Consider the following 16,796-nt stretch of genomic DNA (forward strand, 5'->3'; position numbering starts at 1 on the left):
ATTGGCTTCCCCAGAAAAATCACGTGGCAATTCCCGGAAAAATCCGGATACGCTGCTGCTTCGTCCCGCCGCTGACGTTGGCTGGGAACTCTGGGCCACGGCTCCAGGTGCTCCACGTGAGGCGGGACGTTTTGAAACCCTACCTGATCTTGAGAAAAGGAACCTCCTCGCCGTCGCGCTGCCTGCTGATTCAGTGCTGGTGATCTCGCGCTGGCTGCAAACCAACGATGACAGCCTGCTGCCAGAGATGGTGCAGATTCTTCTGGACCGCCAAGGCCTAATACCTCGTGAGGAAGGCGGCAAATCGTTCTCTTTCGTCCCAGTCCTGCATGAGGAAAACCGCACGCTGGTAGCGATCCGACTCCTCGGAACACAAATCCCAGCCGGTTTATGCCAACCTCAGGTGGAGCGTTTTGAAATCGCCGCTGACCTCCAGCCGCTCATCCGCGATGGACTGACTTTGTGGCGCGAGGCTGGACGGCTGGTCGCGGCATTTTCACGCGCTGGCTCGCTGATTCATCTCCAGTCGTTTCATGAAGGCGTGCTGAGCGAGAGCATTGCCATTGAACTCCTCTGCACCAAGCTGCAGTTGGAGACGGAGGAAATTTTAACTTCGGAGTTAGGTATTTCTCTTCTGGGCGATTTCACCGATGACGAGACTTCACTCCTTACGTCTATTTTTGCAACGACTCCCCGACACGCTCCTATCGAAGCGCCGTTTTTGCCACTTGTCGTATCAGACCTGACTCCACCGCTGGTCGAGACGCAGCGGCAGAAAGTACGCACCCGTCAACGCTTGGAACGTGTCCTCTTAAGTGCGGCTGGGATTTACGGCCTGCTACTTTTGGGGCTGATTCTGAGTGTGGCTTGGCTTAGTTATAACAACCGCAGCTTACGCAAGAAGATCGCTGCCGATCAGCCAACAGTTGAAGCCATTCGTTCAACCAATTCCCGTTGGAAAGCGATCGAGGCGGCCATCAATCCCGCGATTTATCCGGTAGAGGTTTTACTGCAATCCGCCTCACTTTTGCCAGAGGATGGTGTTCGCTTCACTGTCTTTGAGGAAAATAACAATCGAGTCACAATCCGTGGCGAATCGAATAGCGCCGCAGCTGCTTTCAAACTCGTCGAGGCCATCAAGGGTAAGTCTGAGCTCAATTATTTTGATTGGGAAATGCCCAAGCCCAACATTTTACCGAACGACAAAGCCGAGTTTCTGATCAAAGGAGAGCCACCCAATGCGCCAACTCACTAAACTCGAAAAAACGCTCATCATTGGCTTGGTGGGAACCATTTTCCTGCTCGCAAATCTCTTTGGCGTTTCTGCGCTGCTGCGCCACCGCCGGGCCTTGCAGCTCGATGCCATAACTCTCAAAGGCGAGCGCGATGAATCCAACATTTGGCTAAATGAAAAAGACAAATGGCTGACCCGGAAAGCGTGGCTCGACAAGACCCAGCCCAAGGCATCCCAACCGGAGGCGGCTCAATCCACGTTCTTTGAGGATCTGCAAAAATCCGCCCGCACTCTCAACCTGGCCATCAATGAGCAGGGCTTTGGTGAGGTCTCCGAGAGCACCTACTTTCAATCCGTTGCCGTCAAAATGCGGATCACCGGCTCTTTGGAAAACACTACTCGCTGGCTGGCATCACTTCAACGCCCGGAGCTTTTTCAAGCCATCACCAGCTTTTCGCTGAAGAGTGAAAAAGAACCACCCAATGTGAATGTGGAACTGGAGATCTCCAAATATTACCGTCCGAGCAATGGCAGCTAGAACCCATATTTTTGCTTTTATCCTGCTGGGTTTGGTTTGCGCAAATGCCGCAGAACCGATCATCCCACAAGGCTACGCGCCGGAGCGGTATGAGCGTATCTGGAAGAAATCTCCTTTCACCGTCGCTTCCGTGATTGCGGCTGAACCCGTAAATAATACCACCTTTGCCGACTCCCTCACATTGGCGGGTTTGCTGACCATCGATGGCAAACCATTAGTGACTGTTGTAGCCAATGATTCGCAGGAAACGCAGTTGGTGGAAGCAGACAAGCCAAATGCAGCCGGGCTACAGGTGGTGAGTTTCGTCAATAATCTGGATCCGACCAAAGTGGAAGTCGTTCTTAAAAAAGGTGATGCGACTGGCACGCTTCATTTTGTCATCAACGAGACTCCCGCTCCGCCTCCCGACCAGCCGAATGGGGGCCAACCCCCTCGGGTGGTGCAGCCTCGCCTGAACAACAACCAAAATATTCCCAATCCCAGCCAGCCTCGCGTGCTCCCCCGCGCTACTGGACCCGTGATGCCGATGCCAGGCGGCCCTCAAATTATTCGTCGACGTCAGCTTCAACTCCCAGGAGCCAACCGGCCCAACCAGCCAACGCGCCCCAACTCGCCCAAGGCCAATGTCATTCCACCTCCCTAAATGAAAAAACTGATTCTCTCTTTTCTATTCAGCCCGCTTATTTTGAGTGGCTCGCTTTCGGCGCAAAACGAAGTCTCTGGCGATGTGCCGCCGGAAAATGTCGAACCGATGGCCACTCCCATTTCTTCCGTGAAGAAGACCGATCCAAATGCCGATCCGAGCATGGAGGATAAAATTAGCGTTAATTTTCCCGATACGACTCTGACTCAAATCTTGCTCAACTACGAGCGGCTCAGTGGCAAACGTCTCATTAAAGACGCATTACTGGCGGGCCAAAACATGAGCATCGTCGTGGCGGAGCCGGTCAGCAAACGCGAGGCCATCTCCATTATCGAGGCCACGTTGTTGCTGAACAATTACGCCCTCATTCCCTTTGGCGAGAATCAGATGAAAATTGTTAGTATCCAGAATGGCAAAAATCCACGCAGCGAAGGCGTGGCCATCTATACGACACCCAATTCCTTGCCAGAAGGTGACCAAGTCGTGTCCTATTTCATGACCTTCAAATATCGCGACGCACTGCAAGCCGCGCAGGAACTTGGACAGGCATTTGTGCCGCATCCATATGGGATCATATTTCCGGTTCCAAATGCGCAGGCGGTGATCGTTACCGAGAGCACATCCGTCATCCGCCGCCTTCTGGAGTTAAAGGAACTCATCGATGTGCCTCCGGCGCGGATCATTTCTGAATTCGTCCCCTTGATCCGCGCCGATGCGGAGCGGGTCGCTGAAACGATCACCAAAATGATCGACGCACAGAAAAACAATGCCTCTACCTCGGGCAGCGCTCCTCTCGCCAATAATGGAGCTCCGCCTCCTCCGAATGCGAATGGTCAGTTGGTCCAAGCCAATAATGTTGGCGGTGGTGATGAATCGGCCTCGAACAGCCTCACGGCGGGGCAAATCCAACTCACGGCCGATACCCGCACCAATCGCATTCTAGTTATTTCCCGGCCGTCGAGTTTCCCGTATGTGAAAAGCCTGATTCAGGAATTTGACCGCTCGGTCGGGCTCACGGAGCCGCTCGAAGTCTCGCTGCGTTATGTGAAACCCAGTGACATTCTGCAAGTGCTTGCCGACCTCCTCACCGAGGATGAAAAAGACGCGGCCGCCGGTGGTACCAATGCCATTCAGCAGCCCAAGACGCCAGCGAACAATCAGAGCCGGTCCACCAATAACAACAGCCGCTCCAGCTCCAATAGCAACTCGGGATCGCTCACTCGTGAGGACTCGCTTGAGGATCCAGAAACTGACATCGGACCCGAGTCCCGCATCGTTGGAAAAACTCGCATCATCGCCGACAACAAAGCCGGGAAAGTCCTCGTCATTGGTCCGCCCGAAAGCCTCCAGAAAGTTCGCGGCATCCTCGGGCGACTCGACCACAAACCCCAGCAGGTCTATCTCTCGGCGGTCATCGGCCAGCTCAGCATTACAGGGAACCAACAGTTTGGCATCGACTACCTCCAGTCATTCCTCGGCGGTAAAGGCTCCGGAATTGGCGGCACCGCGATTACCTCGTCTCCCGCGAGCACGGCGACTTTCACGTCCCCGGCGGCTTTGAATGCGATTAGCAAACTTCCCGCCCTTAACGGCCTCAGCCTTTACGGCACCGTGGCCGACAACCTCAGCATCTACGTGCGTGCCTTGGAATCGAGCAATCGATTCAAAGTCCTCTCACGTCCGGCAATCTATGCGTCGAATAATGAAAAAGCCGTCATCTCCTCGGGGCGGCGCATTGCTGTTCCAACGCAATCGTTGACGAACAACAACCTGAACTCCAACAACACGGCCTCGGTTGTCTCCAATATTGATTACGAAGATGTCGTTTTGAAAATCGAGATCGTGCCGCAGATCAATTCCGACCAGGAAGTCACCATGAAGATCGCACAGGTGAACGACAGTGTGAATGGCAGCCAGACCGTCGCGGGTCAGACGGTGCCAACGATTGCCACTCAGGAAATTCGGACCACGGTCACTGTGGCGAATAAAAACGTCGTCGTCCTCGGCGGGCTCGTCACCGAATCCACCAGCGATGATCGGAGCAAGATTCCCGTCTTGGGCGACATTCCCTATCTCGGCGCGCTCTTCCGCAACACCAGCAAAAGCAAAACACGGGACGAACTCCTCGTTTTCATCCAGCCCAATGTGGTCTCAAACAACGACGAAGCCCAACGTGAAAGTCTGGGCGAGGAAGCTCGCAGCGAGGTGGGCGTCGAAGGCCGCACGATGGCTGAGGGCGTCCCCACTCCGACTCCGGCGCGGTTGCAGAGATATGGCAAATAGCTCGGCGTTCGACTTGGGCTGTTAGGAAACATCGCATGACTCCAGAACACCGCCGGCTCGAAGAAGATCAGCGGCGTGAAAAAAACTGGAAGCGCTGGGGCCCATATTTGTCCGAGCGGCAATGGGGCACGGTGCGCGAGGATTATTCGGAAACCGGCGAGGCGTGGGAATACTTTCCGCATGATCACGCCCGAAGTCGCGCCTACCGCTGGGGCGAGGATGGACTCCTCGGATTCACGGATCGTGAATGCCGCCTGTGTTTTTCGCTGGCTCTTTGGAATGGGCAGGATGCCATTCTGAAGGAGCGGCTCTACGGGCTCACCGGCCACCAGGGAAATCACGGCGAGGACGTGAAGGAACACTATTACTACCTCGATTCCACCCCGACTCATTCCTACTGCAAGGCGCTCTACAAATATCCGCAGGCGGCGTTTCCTTACGACAAACTGGTAGCTGAAAGTGCCCGGCGCTCGCGGCTCGATCCGGAATACGAAATCGAGGACACGGGTGTTTTCAATGAGAGCCGCTATTTCGATATCTTCGTCGAATACGCTAAGGATGACCCGGATGACATTTACATCCGCATCACAGCGCACAATCGAGGGCCTGAGGCGGCTCCCCTGCATTTGCTGCCAACTTTGTGGTTTCGCAATTCCTGGATCTGGGGCTGCCGTCATGACGGATGCAGTTTGAAGCCGTCGCTCTGGTTGGAGGACGGCATTGTGCGCACGCGTCACCAGTTGCTGGAGGGTTTTACTTTCTGGGCGGCGAAGTCGAACACGGGAGTTGCACCCGAATGGCTCTTCACAGAAAACGAGACGAATTCGCCGCTTTTTTTCAACTCCCCGAGCTACACATCCTATTTCAAGGACGCCTTTCATCGACGCGTAGTGAATGGCGAACTCGGTGCCGTTTCGCCCAAACAACGAGGCACGAAAGCCGCCGCGTGGTATCAAACCGTCATCCCAGCCGGAGGCGAAGTGACCATCGACCTGCGGCTCGCGATCCAGCCGCGCTGGCATGGAGCACCGAGCCAGGAAAAACGCGAAACGGTATTCGGTCATCGTCTGGCCGAGGCCGATACCTTTTATCGCCGCAACTTCTGGGACGGCGCCACGCCCGAGGAGGCGAACGTCATGCGCCAGAGCTACGCCGGACTTCTCTGGAGCAAACAATTTTACCATTACGTGGTCGAAGACTGGCTCGACGGGGATCCCACTCAGCCCGTGCCGCCTGAAGGCCGAAAACTCCTGCGCAACCACAACTGGCGTCACCTCTTTAACCGCGACATCATCTCCATGCCCGATAAATGGGAGTATCCCTGGTATGCGGCCTGGGATCTCGCTTTTCACATGATCCCAATGGCTGAAATCGATCCAGATTTTGCCAAGCAGCAACTGCTCGTCTTCCTGCGCGAGTGGTATATGCACCCCAATGGGGCGCTGCCCGCCTATGAGTGGAATCTCTCGGATGTAAATCCACCCGTCCAAGCTTGGGCCGCCTGGCGGGTTTACAAAATCTCTGCGCCGGAGGGTCAGCGCGATCGGGATTTTCTCGCGCGAACATTTCAAAAGCTCGTGATGAATTTCACCTGGTGGATCAACCGGAAGGATGACGAGGGTCACAATGTTTTCTCCGGCGGATTTCTGGGATTGGACAACGTGGGTGTTTTCGACCGATCCAAGCCACTGCCGAATGGAGCAAAATTGCAGCAGGCCGATGGCACCGCCTGGATGGGTTTCTACTGCGGCAGCATGCTCTCCATGGCAATCGAACTCGCCTTGGAGCGTCCAGTTTACGAGGACATGGCGTCGAAGTTTTTCGAGCACTTTATCCGCATTTGCGACGCCATCAACGGTGCCCAGGGCAATGGTCTCTGGGACGATGAGGACGGCTTTTACTATGATCAGATGTTGTCGGAACACGAGCGGCAGCCGCTGAAAGTGAGATCCGTCGTGGGCTGGATACCGTTGCTCGCGGTCGAACTCATTGACCGCAAAACCCTGGACAAACTCCCTGGGTTTGCCAAGCGCGCGCGTTGGTTTCTGGAAAACCGTGGCGACCTGTCGGGCAGTATCAGTTATCTGGAGAACAACACCCAGCCGCACGACTATCTGCTCCTCGCAATGCCCACGCGCGACCGCCTCCGGCGCACCTTGTCCTATGTTTTCGATGAGGACGAGTTTCTCTCCCCATACGGACTTAGATCGCTATCGAAGTGGCATCAAAAAAATCCCTACACCTTCGCTTTCGATGGCGGCAGCTCCAGCGTGAGCTACGATCCGGGTGAATCTACAACGGGCTTGTTCGGCGGAAATTCCAATTGGCGCGGGCCCATTTGGTTTCCGGTGAACTATCTCTTCATCGAAGCCTTGGAGCGCTACCATCGCTACTACGGCGACAGCTTCAAAATCGAATATCCCACCCGCTCTGGGAAAGAGCTGACGTTGGGTGAAATCGCCAAGGACATTTCCGCGCGTCTGGGGAGTCTGTTTCTGCGCGATGCATCCGGCAAACGGCCTTTCGACGGCCCGGACTGGCCATTTTCCCACGATCCTCATTTCCGCGACTATGCGCTGTTCCATGAATATTTTCATGGAGACACCGGTCGCGGCTTGGGTGCCAGTCATCAGACGGGTTGGACCGCACTCGCCACTCGCTGTCTTTCCGACCGAATCTGGCAGCGACATCACCAGAAATAGAGCCGAGTCAGGGCGTGCTCTGGCGAAAGGTCATTTGACAGGGAGCAGTGGAACTCCGATTTTATCCGGCCGCGAATCCTCCATTCAGAGGCGAAACAAACCCATGCTCTGCGACTCCTGCAAATCCAATCAAGCGAGCGTTTTCCTCACGCAAATCGTCGATGGGAAAATGCAAAAGCTTAATTTGTGCGAGGCTTGCTCCAAGAAAAATGGCGTCACCGATCCGACAGGTTTTGCGCTGGCCGATTTGTTGCTGGGCTTGGGAGCGCCGCAAAATATTGAAGTCCCCACGACGACTGAAATCACCGAAGGCCAGTGCCCGACCTGCGGGTTTACTCAGGCAGACTTCAAGAAAACCGGCCGTCTCGGTTGCAGTGACTGCTATGAGACGTTTGCCGACCAGCTTCAACCGTTGCTCTCGGGAATGCACAAGGGAACGCGGCACGTAGGCAAGATTCCGGCGCGCCAGTTTCGTGAAGTCGAGCTAACCAATCGCCTGACGGATCTTCGCACGACGTTGCAAAAATCCGTTCTCGATGAGGATTACGAACTCGCCGCGAAGCTGCGGGATGAAATTCGTCAGATCGAGCAGCTTCCCGCCAACCAGCCACTCTCATGAAAATCAATCGCCTTTCCAAATCTGGCGAATGGCCTTCCGGCGATGGCGCCAATCAGTCCATCGTTATCACGAGCCGGGTGCGACTCGCCCGCAATCTGGCCAGGCTGCCTTTTCCGGGATGGGCTAAAAAAGCGGAGCGCGTGCAGACATTGGACATGATTCGTCCTGCGGTCGAAGCATTGCCCGTGATGAAGGAGGCGACTTCCATTGGACTGCAAGACCTCACGGCCTTGGAAAAGCAAGTGCTCGTGGAGCGCCATATAATTTCCCGCGAACATGCCGCTAAAGGCGTAGGCAGCGCGGTGGTCATCAATAAGAAGCAGACGCTCGCCATCATGATCAATGAGGAGGATCACCTGCGTATGCAGTCGATTCGGCCCGGTCTGCAGCTCAAGAATGTGTTCAAGATGATCGACTCTGTGGACTCCGAACTAGAGGCCACGCTCGACTTCGCTTACAGCCGCGATCTAGGTTATCTCACCGCCTGCCCCACCAATGTTGGCACCGGAATGCGCGCCTCGGCAATGTTGCATCTCCCTGGTCTCGTTCTTAGCGAGCAGATCAATCGCGTGGTTCAGGGTGTGAATAAAATCGGACTTGCCGTCCGCGGACTTTACGGGGAAGGCACCGAAGCCATGGGCAATCTTTTCCAGATTAGCAACCAAACGACTCTCGGACAGAAGGAGGAAGAAATCATTGGCAACCTCACCAAAGTGATAGAAAAAATCATTGAGCACGAGGAAAATGCCCGCGCCGTTCTCGTGGAGAAACGCGCCAATACATTGCTAGATCAAATCGGGCGCGCATATGGCACGCTGACTTTTGCCTACTCCATGACGAGCAAAGAGGCGCTGAATCTCTTATCCATCATGCGCCTCGGAGTGGACTTGGGATTTTTTGAGGCAGACTACTGTCAGCCGCTCGATGAGCTGTTCATGGAAACGCAACCAGCCCATTTGCAGAAAAGCAGTCAGCAAAAATTAACCGCTGACGAGCGTGATAATCTGCGAGCCGAGATCATCCGGGGAAAATTGAAAGACTTTTCGCGGCCAAATTTAAGTCGCACGGATATCTCTAAAAAAAAGCCGGACGAGCACGGTTAGGTGAGGCAATTGTTCGACATCACGTTAGCTTCTGTAAATATCGGCGGTCAGAATGGCGAACAAGACTGACTGATAAGGAAACGCGCCAAAAGATCAAGTAAGATTATACTTAGCTGGCGAAGAAGATAATCAAATCTCAGCTTGCGTTCTGCGTTTAAAGGCAATTCTACTCAAAACCATAGCACCTATAATCATCAAAACATAAGAAGACGGTTCTGGAACTGCTGTGATCGTATCAAATGTTAGGTTTAAAGAATTTCCCGATCCGCCCCCGAAGAAGCCAAAAGCTACAACCGTATTCCCGGTAATAGTACCACTTCCAGGAGTCAAGACCACGGTCGTCTGACTACTTCCAAAGCTGCTCAAGAAGCCACTGTATGTTCTAAAGCTGAAATCTGACGAATAAAGTCGAACTGTAAATGCAGAATTAGGGTTTGTGCCACTTACAGCTAAGGTCAACTGAATTGTGCTATTGCCTGTAATGTTGATGGGAGTAAATGTTCCAATTAGCACATTAGAATCTGTGCCAGTTGCAGGCAAAGTAAAAGCTGTCTGGCCCGAGGTATTAAAGTTTGTGTTGTTGGTGTCCACAGTAAAAGCGGAGGCACCTGACTCCCCGGTTGAGCCAAAGCCTGTAATTACAATTGCTTGCAAGCTTGTAATTGAAATTACTAAAATCGCAAAACAGCTTAGGATTATTTTTGCCATAAATCAAAAGGTCGAAATCAAGTAATAAAACTTAAATTACAGAGTGTATGGAATTGTTTGATTTAGCAACGATGTTCCTGAGGCTATTCCACGTTGATTTATCAAGATCATTGAGCCCGCCGGGATAACTACGTTATTGCTAACTGGATTACCAAAAGATTGCTCCCTCCAGTTAGCCCCATCATAGAAAAATGTTTGTAGGCCGTTTGAGGTTTTGACAGTGACAGTATCCGCAGAGTTTGGCGATGAATTTGATGTCCAGTTAGGCGAATTTTGAAGGTTGAGTCCACTAAGACCACTTAAAAGGACGTCGACTGGCCAGCCTTGAGCCAAATAAGTTACGCCTGCATCTTTGATGGGAATAAGACGATTAGTAGAGGGGACTGACCCTAGAATGGTCAGCACAATATCAGCACTCCCTACCCTACTAAAATTCACACCAGAATCGGGACGAATTGGGGTATTTCCAGACGCAGGATTTCCAAACGAAGCCTGCACCCAACCGGGACTATTTAAGCCTGTGGTGGCATAGTAGTATGTTGAAAGTTGACCGTTAACAGCAACAATCACATTGTCAGATGTATTTAAACTAGAACCTCCAACAATGCCCGTGGAACCGGGGTCGCCAAATAAAATTGCAAGAGTGTCACACGCAAATATCTGATATGTATCGCCTGCTGCAATCTGGAGGGCTGCAATATCAGCCCCCGCCAAATCAGCAGGATCGATGAATACGGTGTTTGCGGTGTTTTGAGAATTAGAGTCTGTTGAAATTAGCAAAGTCCGACCTTTGGCAACTCCACTGGTAATTTTGATCAATTGAGGAGTTGCCACAGCCGAAAGCTGTCCCGCCGTCCAACCGGCATTGCTATTGGTTATTGAAGAAGATGTAACTGACGTAATTACGCCCGCCACTTGTCCGGAGACGACAGAATTAGCAAGAAGGGGAATCGACAAAGGCGTGAGCGTTCGCCCACCCGAACCGTTGCCTGCGCCAATAGTTAATGTAACAAATCCCACTGGATCTGTGGTGACTGATTGTGCACCTGCTGTGGACAACATCAGTCCGGCGGCCAGAAAAAGGTATAGGAACTTGGGGGATTTGTTCATAATGCTGATTTGAAGGGAATTTACTACTCCGAAAACAGCGGAGAGTCCAATGAAACTCCGGTGTTTTTGCGGTATTCTTGTCACTTTATCCGTCGGCGGGGGCGGCATTCCTCAGGATTTTCATGATGGCTGTAACGTTGAGGGCGGCTTTTGTTGCAAATGTCTGCAAGCCAACCCATTCGGCGTCTTTTCCGTTTGTTGGGTCGCGTTCGGAGCAGTGGCAGTTTTCTCCCTGAGGGCCGAGGCCATCGAGCGTGGGAAAGTGATTCCAGAGAACGTTTCCGTCGCTTAATCCGCCGCGATCTTCTGCCACAAAAATTGAACCCGAATCTTCCGTGGCCGTTTTCCAAATCGCGAGCAATTGATCGGTCGCGGGATTACGCGGCCAGGGAACGGTTTCGTGAACGATTTTCACCTGCACGCGGCACTGGCTGGAACCGTCTTTTGCAGAAATGGTCGAGCGTTCGTTCCATGCGAGAATTTTTTTGCGCGCTTCTTGATAAATTGCTGGATCAAACGCCCGCATCTCGAATGTGGCTGATGATTCGTGTGGCACTCGATTGGGGACTGTCCCGCCGGAGATTTGGCCCACATTGACGGTCAGATAGCGCTCATAATCGGTTAGCGCGCTGATGTCGGAAATGAATTCGGCCAATTGCACAATAGCGTTCGCACCGCTCGGATGTTGCGTCCCGGCGTGGGCGGCTTTGCCTTCGACATCGACCCGAAATGCTGCCCGGCCTTTGCGTGAGGAAACCAGCGACACTTCGCCCGGTTCGCCGCCATCGCCTTCGAAGATAAGGCAGGCCTTCGTCGACGGCGGCAGGATTTCGCGGCAAAATTCCCCAAAATCCTCAGAGACGACCTCCTCGCAAGCGTTCAGCAAAATCACCCAGTTGGTTTGCGCAAACACCTCCGGCGCAAACTTTTGCAGCGCAAGCAGCGTCAGCCAAATCATCGCCGTGCCGCCTTTGATATCGTTGGTGCCAGGGCCGTAAATGCGGTTGCCGACTTGTTCCCAGTGAAAATTGTTTTTGGCCTCTTCCGCAGGCGGATAAACGGTGTCGAGGTGCGAGAGCAAGGCAATGGTGGGCCCGTCCACGGGCGCGCAGCGGAGGGCGAGGTGCGGTCCAAATTTTGGATTTGCCGCCTGTTTGAGAGTCGGACGGAAGTCGAGCTGGGCGAATTGCTGGGAAATGAGTTGCGCATTTGCCGCGATGCCGTCCCGATTTTCGGTGAAGCTGTTCAGCCCGACCATCTGACGGAGAAATTCCAAGGTTTCCGGCAGGGCGGACTGGCAAAAGGCAGCGAGATCTTCAGGCATGGCTGGAAAATAACCACGAAGACACCTAGGCACGAAGGGAAAAGAAGACGGCAGTCTGTTTTGAGGAATGCATTTGGCGTCCGTGCTATTTCCCTTCGTGTCTTCGCGTCTTCGTGGTTTAATCCCGCAACTTCTGGGAACCGGGCGACGGACAATTCTCGATTAGGTGGGCAGTCTGAAAATTTATGAGCACCATTTCACATCACGAACCTCCCGTCCTCGACATCGCAGTGCGGGTCGGTTGCAAGCTCGTTTATTCAGTCAACAACGACGTGCCGACTTTCGCCATTCTCAAGCCGCAGCAGGAGCCGACGCAGTCCATTCGGCAGGAAAGCATCCAGCTTTCGCAGAATTCCTCGGTTACAGAATACCGCGACGAGCACGGCAACGTCATCTACCGCATGCTCCTCGTACCCGGCGAACACTTCCTGACTTACGACGCCATCGTCATGGTGCCTAGCGTCCGCGAGGATGCTTGGTGGAGCGATGTGCCCACTCCGGTAAACGAGCTTCCCTCGGAGATTCTGCGTTACACCCAGCCTTCGCGCTATTGCGACTCTGACCGCCTGGCTGATTTTGCCTGGAACAACTTTGGGCATCTGCCAGCGGGTTTGTCGCGTGTTTTGGCGATCTGCGAATGGATTCACGCCAATATCGAATATCGCACCGGCTCCGGCAGCCCGTTCATCACCGCTAATGACGTCATTCAGCGCCGATTCGGCGTCTGCCGTGATTTTGCCCATTGCGCTGTCGCCTTGTGCCGTGCCATGAACCTCCCGGCCCGCTACGTCAGCGGCTACGTCAGCGATATTGCTTGGAAAGATGACGGTCGCCCCATGGATTTCCACGCTTACATGGAAGTCTGGCTCGACCAGCGCTGGCAGACATTCGACGCGCGTTTCTTGAAACCACGAATCGGCCGGGTGAGAATTTCCTCTGGATACGATGCAGGAAGTTGCGCCTTTGGGACGTTTTTTGGTCCGACGCTGCTCCAATATTTCGAGGTCTGGTCGTATCAAGTTGATCCCCGCGAAGTGCACATCGGCGATCCGGTGGATCTCAGCAAACGCCTCTGTGGCCAGCCAGAATTGCGCTTCCCGACCAATGCGACTCAGACCGCTTTCGAGCAGTCAGCTTAAGATCATCGATACAGCCAGCAAGGCTGCGGCTTTCGAATATTCTAGGTATGAATAAGAATATTTGCTTATCCGCCCTGCTTACCTTTAGCCTTGTCGGAGCTGGCTGTGAAAAGAAAGTCGAAGTCGTCATCCCGAGCCCGACTCCCATTGATATCACTCGAACTCCAGAGTCGGCCACGGCCACTTTGGAAACTAAAAAACTTGGAACCGCCATCGACCAATACGCTTCCACTCCCAGTGCCGAGAACGCCGCCGATGTAAAACGCGCATTTGCCGATCTGGACGGTGAGATCGCTGAGTTGCAAGCTCGTGTCGCTAAAACCTCTGGCTCGGATCAGGCTGAAGCCCAGGCGAAACTCACGAATATGCAGACTTACCGTGCCAAGGAAACAGCCCGTTATGCCGCAGCCACAGCCACCGCTCCACAGTCAAACATGACACCCATAGAGCCGGTGGACACCCGCACGGGCGCGGAGAAAATTGAGCATACTCTAGACAAGGTCGGACGCTCGATCGAACACAGTGCGGAAAACGTCGGCGACAAAGTCAAAGATGCCACAGGACAATAATATCATCGAGTGAAGCCCGGCACGGCGGTGATAGCAGAGTAAAATCCAGCCGATTCGGTAATCAGCGGAAGAAGCCGCTCAATAGCGTGCAAAATCGTGCCATCCATTGGTACCGGCTCTTCAGGGAAATCCTCCCATTGGAGATCAAGATCGAGCAGTCTTTGCAAAGCCGCTGTTCTGGCCCAAAAGAAAGTCCCAGCCGGAAAATTAATCTCCTGATGCACCACGGGCGGCAACTTCATCCGAGTCAACAAATCATTCGCGACTGGAAAATTTTTCCCCCATCCCAAGACATTGGGATCATCTGGAAAAACGATCCCAATCTTTGGATCTTCGACCATCGCTGACAAGATAGCGTCCATCATGGCCTCGCTGCCACCTACGTGATTCTCAAATAGAAATTCCTTCCAAAGAGCCACCTTGCTCAACTTGAAAGAATGCAACGATTTCTTCGTGTGCAGATGGCCGACGATGTCGTAATCACGGGCTACTTCTCTGGTAAACATTTTCAGAAACGCCCCAATGTCGCGTCCCCGATTGGGAACCACAGCGACTTTCATTCGATTCGCACACGCAGAAAATTTGCGCCTAGCCAGCTCCGCAGTCTCTTCATCCGGGACCGAAATGAAAAGATCGATCAAGGTCCGGTTGCGCAGCAGCCGACGGGAAATTTCCTCCGCCATGTCAGCATAAAAAAAATGGATGTGCAGGGCAATTTTGCAGTCCGCAATAGGCCGGGCATTTCCCACCAAGGGATGAATTCGCCGTGCCAACCAAGGGCCTAAAGGCTGTCTAGTTCGAAGAAAATGCACCAGTGGATCACCTGCCAGGATCTGATTTCTTTCCGCATAAATGCCAGGATGAAAACCTGGGAATGGCTTTCGACGACTCATTCCCTTCGACCAAGAATGAACAAACCAACGACTGGGATCAGCCCAGATTTCTGGCTGGATGGGAGAGGATAAATAATCCAGATCGAGCACCTTGGAATTATCAATCTCGGCTGTTTGTCGGTTAAGCTCCCGGGTGAGTTCTACCTGTTCCAAGGCCACCTTTTCGACTTGGGTTGCATAGTTATCGAAGTCGAAAAGCGTCGCGGCAATTTGCTGGCATTTAAGTCCAATAGTTGTGCGGAGAGCCGGATCAGCGATGAGTTTTTGGAGTTCGCAGCAAGCTGCTTCAATATCGAGATATGGCAGAACGCATTCTCGGGTGACGGGTTCTGCCGAGAGGACTTCCGCTGTACCGGTCGCCTCGGCAAAACACATCACCGGCAAGGCATGGTGCATGGCCTCCTGAGCCACCAATGCAAATGGATCCTGCCGGGAACTGTCAAAAAACACATCCGCTTCGGAGTAAGCGAGTCCGACATTGGTGATATCTTCGAGAATGACAGCCGCACCATCTGTAGAGGCTTCTTTCAGTTGATCCTTCAGATAGACGCAAAAGTGGTTGTTCTGCTCAGCAACGAGTCCTGATCCAATCCATACAAACCGTATTTTCCTGTCGGGATTACGCTGTATCAACTGATTGGCACAAAGAAAGAAAAGATCGGCGCCTTTTCGATATTCCACGCTCCCCATGCCTAGAATGATGACAGCATCCTCCCAACCGGATGGCCGAATGGCCTTCGGGACTGTCTCTTTCTCGGAAGAGCTGAGGAATGCAGGAAGCGGACAGATTCCTTGCGGCAGAATCACGGCGTGCGAAGTTTTTAAATCCGGGCAAGCTCGCGTGGCACTATCGAGAACAAGCTGCGAGGGGAACGCCATTTTGCTTGCACGGAAAACAGCATCGCGAAAGGTTGAACGCCTACAAGACTCGGCAAATTCATGAACAAGGTGAACTGAGGGAATGCTGTGCCTCGATAAAAGCGACAGAATTTTTGTGGAAGCCAGTGTGTTGACCAGCGCAAAATGAATCGGAATATGTGCGAGCAAAAGCTGCAGATGCAGCGTAAGCCCCGACATGCGCGGCTGGGTTTTGGTTCCAAATCCGGCATAGTAATCGCTCGCCTGTTGGAACTCGGGTTGCAACGCATCTTCACAAAAATCTAGCAGGATAATAAAATATTTTTCCCTCAATATTTTAGCTATATTGAGGAGCATTATCGGTGCGCCGGTACGGGTGCTCTCATGCGTGACGAGCAGGATTGCGGGCTTGTTTGGGCTCTTTGTTTTCAGTGCCGAAAAAAACCGCAGCCCCAAGATTACAGATATTTCGTCCCCGTTGATTAAAGCGTCGAGATTGGAGAATTCACGTTGCCAGTGAAACCGTCCGTGAGCGCTCGTTTTGAAATCTCTCTTCCATCCAAATTGCAAATAATGTCCCAACGGTTCCTGATCTTTGGCTGCTACATTTGGATAGGTCTGTAGATAATATTGAGGATCGAAAAACAAATGAGGTGAACACCCCATTTTCCAGCCATGCTCCAGATAATGCTGGAGCGGCTCCTGCCCGGATGCAGCCACTTCGGGATTCTGCCGCAGATACCAAGTCACATCGAAAAGCGGATGTGGCTGGCGGTTTTTCTTCCATCCGATGGTTCGATAATGTTCCAGTGGAGTTAGATCCGAATCGGCGGCAGCAGGATTTTTAGAGAGATAATAGGCAGCATGGAAAACGCTATTAAGTCGTTTTAAAACTGAATCGGACTTGGATGAGGCAGGAGCCGCAGAGGTTGTTTTCTGCTTCACGGGCAACGCCGGTGATTTCCAATGATAAAAGACTCGAGCGAACCAAGACTTGTGCAACCCGACCTGCGCGGATTCAGTTTTGTTGAATTGAGCGGAGTTGGATTCCATTCTGAACTCCACAAAGGCTC

13 protein-coding genes are annotated in these 16,796 nt (G+C 53.0%); 9 read left to right on the forward strand and 4 right to left on the reverse strand.

Translation table 11 applies throughout. The features are described from left to right. Position 1: 1 nt before the first annotated feature. The 7 genes from ABIT76_01895 to ABIT76_01925 all read left to right on the forward strand — a co-directional run bounded on the left by ABIT76_01895 (position 2) and on the right by ABIT76_01925 (position 9,122). Positions 2-1,255, forward strand: a complete 1,254-nt coding sequence (locus tag ABIT76_01895; protein ID MEO7931888.1) for a hypothetical protein — start codon at positions 2-4, stop codon at positions 1,253-1,255. Continuing rightward, positions 1,239-1,772, forward strand: coding sequence for a hypothetical protein (locus ABIT76_01900; protein ID MEO7931889.1), 534 nt, complete (start codon positions 1,239-1,241; stop codon positions 1,770-1,772). The genes ABIT76_01895 and ABIT76_01900 overlap by 17 nt, the downstream gene beginning before the upstream one ends. Continuing rightward, complete coding sequence (locus tag ABIT76_01905) at positions 1,762-2,415, forward strand: hypothetical protein (GenBank protein ID MEO7931890.1); 654 nt, start codon at positions 1,762-1,764, stop codon at positions 2,413-2,415. Before ABIT76_01900 ends, ABIT76_01905 begins: the two co-directional genes overlap by 11 nt. Then, complete coding sequence (locus tag ABIT76_01910) at positions 2,416-4,698, forward strand: secretin N-terminal domain-containing protein (protein MEO7931891.1); 2,283 nt, start codon at positions 2,416-2,418, stop codon at positions 4,696-4,698. 35 nt (positions 4,699-4,733) lie between these two features. Further along, positions 4,734-7,400, forward strand: a complete 2,667-nt coding sequence (locus ABIT76_01915; GenBank protein MEO7931892.1) for a glucosidase — start codon at positions 4,734-4,736, stop codon at positions 7,398-7,400. A 103-nt stretch (positions 7,401-7,503) separates the two neighbouring features. Next, positions 7,504-8,019, forward strand: coding sequence for a UvrB/UvrC motif-containing protein (locus tag ABIT76_01920; protein ID MEO7931893.1), 516 nt, complete (start codon positions 7,504-7,506; stop codon positions 8,017-8,019). Beyond that, positions 8,016-9,122 carry a protein arginine kinase gene (locus ABIT76_01925; GenBank protein MEO7931894.1) on the forward strand — a complete coding sequence of 369 codons (1,107 nt, stop codon included), beginning with the start codon at positions 8,016-8,018 and terminating at the stop codon, positions 9,120-9,122. The genes ABIT76_01920 and ABIT76_01925 overlap by 4 nt, the downstream gene beginning before the upstream one ends. Positions 9,123-9,251: 129 nt before the next feature. Here the strand turns inward: ABIT76_01925 and ABIT76_01930 are convergent, their stop codons facing one another. The 3 genes from ABIT76_01930 to ABIT76_01940 all read right to left on the reverse strand — a co-directional run bounded on the left by ABIT76_01930 (position 9,252) and on the right by ABIT76_01940 (position 12,264). Continuing rightward, positions 9,252-9,830, reverse strand: a complete 579-nt coding sequence (locus ABIT76_01930; protein MEO7931895.1) for a PEP-CTERM sorting domain-containing protein — start codon at positions 9,828-9,830, stop codon at positions 9,252-9,254. A gap of 36 nt (positions 9,831-9,866) precedes the next feature. Beyond that, complete coding sequence (locus tag ABIT76_01935; GenBank protein MEO7931896.1) at positions 9,867-10,940, reverse strand: hypothetical protein; 1,074 nt, start codon at positions 10,938-10,940, stop codon at positions 9,867-9,869. A gap of 85 nt (positions 10,941-11,025) precedes the next feature. Beyond that, complete coding sequence (locus ABIT76_01940) at positions 11,026-12,264, reverse strand: M20/M25/M40 family metallo-hydrolase (GenBank protein MEO7931897.1); 1,239 nt, start codon at positions 12,262-12,264, stop codon at positions 11,026-11,028. 185 nt (positions 12,265-12,449) lie between these two features. On the opposite strand from ABIT76_01940, the gene ABIT76_01945 reads away from it, so the two are divergent. Next, positions 12,450-13,403 carry a transglutaminase family protein gene (locus ABIT76_01945; GenBank protein ID MEO7931898.1) on the forward strand — a complete coding sequence of 318 codons (954 nt, stop codon included), beginning with the start codon at positions 12,450-12,452 and terminating at the stop codon, positions 13,401-13,403. A gap of 47 nt (positions 13,404-13,450) precedes the next feature. After that, on the forward strand, positions 13,451-13,972 hold the full coding sequence (locus tag ABIT76_01950) for a hypothetical protein (GenBank protein MEO7931899.1): 522 nt from the start codon (positions 13,451-13,453) through the stop codon (positions 13,970-13,972). A 2-nt stretch (positions 13,973-13,974) separates the two neighbouring features. Here ABIT76_01950 and ABIT76_01955 read toward each other — a convergent pair whose 3' ends face one another. After that, on the reverse strand, positions 13,975-16,776 hold the full coding sequence (locus tag ABIT76_01955) for a rhamnan synthesis F family protein (GenBank protein MEO7931900.1): 2,802 nt from the start codon (positions 16,774-16,776) through the stop codon (positions 13,975-13,977). Positions 16,777-16,796: the final 20 nt, after the last annotated feature.

The sequence above is a fragment of the Chthoniobacterales bacterium genome (assembly GCA_039930045.1).
Lineage (GTDB): Bacteria > Verrucomicrobiota > Verrucomicrobiia > Chthoniobacterales > DASVRZ01 > DASVRZ01.

Coding starts and splice junctions, on each gene's coding strand:
- ABIT76_01900 (MEO7931889.1), top strand. CDS start 1,239: ATGCGCCAACTCACTAAACTCGAAAAAACGCTCATCATTGGCTTGGTG.
- ABIT76_01905 (MEO7931890.1), top strand. CDS start 1,762: ATGGCAGCTAGAACCCATATTTTTGCTTTTATCCTGCTGGGTTTGGTT.
- ABIT76_01910 (MEO7931891.1), top strand. CDS start 2,416: ATGAAAAAACTGATTCTCTCTTTTCTATTCAGCCCGCTTATTTTGAGT.
- ABIT76_01915 (MEO7931892.1), top strand. CDS start 4,734: ATGACTCCAGAACACCGCCGGCTCGAAGAAGATCAGCGGCGTGAAAAA.
- ABIT76_01920 (MEO7931893.1), top strand. CDS start 7,504: ATGCTCTGCGACTCCTGCAAATCCAATCAAGCGAGCGTTTTCCTCACG.
- ABIT76_01925 (MEO7931894.1), top strand. CDS start 8,016: ATGAAAATCAATCGCCTTTCCAAATCTGGCGAATGGCCTTCCGGCGAT.
- ABIT76_01930 (MEO7931895.1), bottom strand. CDS start 9,830: ATGGCAAAAATAATCCTAAGCTGTTTTGCGATTTTAGTAATTTCAATT.
- ABIT76_01935 (MEO7931896.1), bottom strand. CDS start 10,940: ATGAACAAATCCCCCAAGTTCCTATACCTTTTTCTGGCCGCCGGACTG.
- ABIT76_01940 (MEO7931897.1), bottom strand. CDS start 12,264: ATGCCTGAAGATCTCGCTGCCTTTTGCCAGTCCGCCCTGCCGGAAACC.
- ABIT76_01945 (MEO7931898.1), top strand. CDS start 12,450: ATGAGCACCATTTCACATCACGAACCTCCCGTCCTCGACATCGCAGTG.
- ABIT76_01950 (MEO7931899.1), top strand. CDS start 13,451: ATGAATAAGAATATTTGCTTATCCGCCCTGCTTACCTTTAGCCTTGTC.
- ABIT76_01955 (MEO7931900.1), bottom strand. CDS start 16,776: ATGGAATCCAACTCCGCTCAATTCAACAAAACTGAATCCGCGCAGGTC.